2 protein-coding genes are annotated in these 1,989 nt (G+C 25.6%); both read right to left on the bottom strand.

What is annotated here, in order from left to right; all coding sequences use genetic code 11:
* On the bottom strand, positions 1-329 hold a 329-nt coding region (locus tag AVBRAN12640_RS09765), incomplete at its 3' end, for a FecR domain-containing protein (RefSeq protein ID WP_336613004.1).
* Positions 330-338: 9 nt separating this feature from the next.
* Positions 339-1,989, bottom strand: a 1,651-nt coding sequence (locus tag AVBRAN12640_RS09770) for a hypothetical protein (RefSeq protein ID WP_336609165.1), incomplete at its 5' end; no start/stop codon positions are given.

Genomic DNA, 1,989 nt, shown 5'->3' on the forward strand with positions numbered 1-1,989 from the left:
AATTTTGAGATTTCTCCTGTAATTACCTTAAAGCTTCCTTCACTTACTTCAAGATTTACTTTAGAGTTTTTTCCATCTAATAAGAATTTTTTTATTTCTAAGCTTGTGTTTTTACCTAGAGTAGTAACGGTGTTATCATTAAAGATTATTTGTAATCTTGCATTGTTTCCCGTTTTTATAATATCGCTTTCATCAAGTTCTTGATTTAATAAAGCTTTTATTTCATTACCTTTTGAGATAACTACTGCATCACCTCTAATGGCTGATATTTTACCTACGCTTGCATAGGTTAGAGTTATTACACTTAATAAAATTACAAGTTTTCTCATCTATATTCCTTATTTACTTTTAATCTCGTTAATCTTTTTGTTTATATCTGAAACATTTAAAGATTTTTTTAATTCATCTGTTTTTATCTTTAAATCCTCATTTGCTATTTTGCTTTCTATTTGTAATTTAGCTTTACTTGCTTCCGTTTCTAATTTAATAGAAGTTTTATCAAGTTCGTTACTATCAATTTTTAATTTATATTGAGAATTATCAATATCCATAGTTGAATTTACTTGAGGATTTATTCTAGTTATTACATTATTTTTATTATACACTCCTAATAATTTACTATTCTGTAATTCAAATAAAACATCAGTAGTATCATTAATCTTGCTATAACTAGCAAAATACGAATCACTTGGCTTTAACTTAACATAATTGTTTTTCGTATCAGCATAATAAAATTCTTGAGCTGGGTTTGTGTAAAATTCTTTAAAGAATTTATTTTTTTCATTATCCCAATCAGCTAATTGCTTTCTATAATTTGAAGAATTAGTAAATTTTAAATTTTCTTTTATATTTAAAATATTTAAATCCAAACTACCATTTTTCGTTGCTGTATATTCAATTTGTTCTTTATTGACATAAGCAGTAGTTCTATAATGATCCGAAGTTGAATCTACAACAGTAGGAGCTTTAAAATTCATTGTATAGCCGTTGTATTCTAAATCTTCTATATCATATTCACGCATTTGCAAATAATTATGGTTCATAACAAAATATCTTAAATTATAAGCACTATCCCTACCATCTTTTTTAGTTTGCTCTTTTGAATAATAAGTTAAAAGTCCTCTTGATAAATCAAGTTCAGCGGCAGAATTTGTATTTGAATAGTAATTAATAGCTGTTTGATTATTTTTTTCTATATCATTTTTAAAACTATTCCAATCATCTTTTAAAGTTGTAAAATGAGATAAATCTGATTTGCTTAAATCATAATTAATACCAACTAATTGAGCTTTTAATTCGTTTTTATTCGCACTAAAACTAGCATAATCTGATGAATATTCTAAATTCTTTTCAGCATTAGGTGTATTTAGACTAGTATTTTGCAAGTTATAATTTTGAGTTTTTATTTCTTTAATTCCTACATCAGAAACATTGTAGCTATTGCTAGTAAGAGTATTTTTTTTGCCATCTAAAGTATAATAATCAAAAGATTTAACACTCTTATCATTTTCTAATTTTCTACCATATAAATCAAGCGTCATAGTGCCTAAATTAAGACTAGCTGCACTTTTAGAATTTAAATCTTCTGAATAGTAATAATAACTATTTACATTATTATTAGCAAAAAATTTATTAGGAATAGAAGGTTCTAATTTAGTCCATTCTTTTTCATCTTTAATCACTGGCACATTAGGTATTACCACATTATTATCATTTGGCTTATTTTCTGGTGTGCTTGTATTATTATCAGGATTACTTGGCGTATCTGGTGTTGTATTTGGATTACTTGGAATAACTAAATCATCACTAGGCTTATTTGGAACAACTTCTGGCAAATTATCTGTATTTAAAGAACTATCATTTTTAGCAATTATTTCATTTACTTCTTCTTTGATATCACCTGTAATATTTATTTGCTCACTAGTTTGTAAAGTATTTTTAGAATTTGAATTAGCATTATCAGCTTTAATATCACTACCTAAAGTAATG

Source organism: Campylobacter sp. RM12640 (assembly GCF_020137595.1).
Lineage (GTDB): Bacteria > Campylobacterota > Campylobacteria > Campylobacterales > Campylobacteraceae > Campylobacter_E.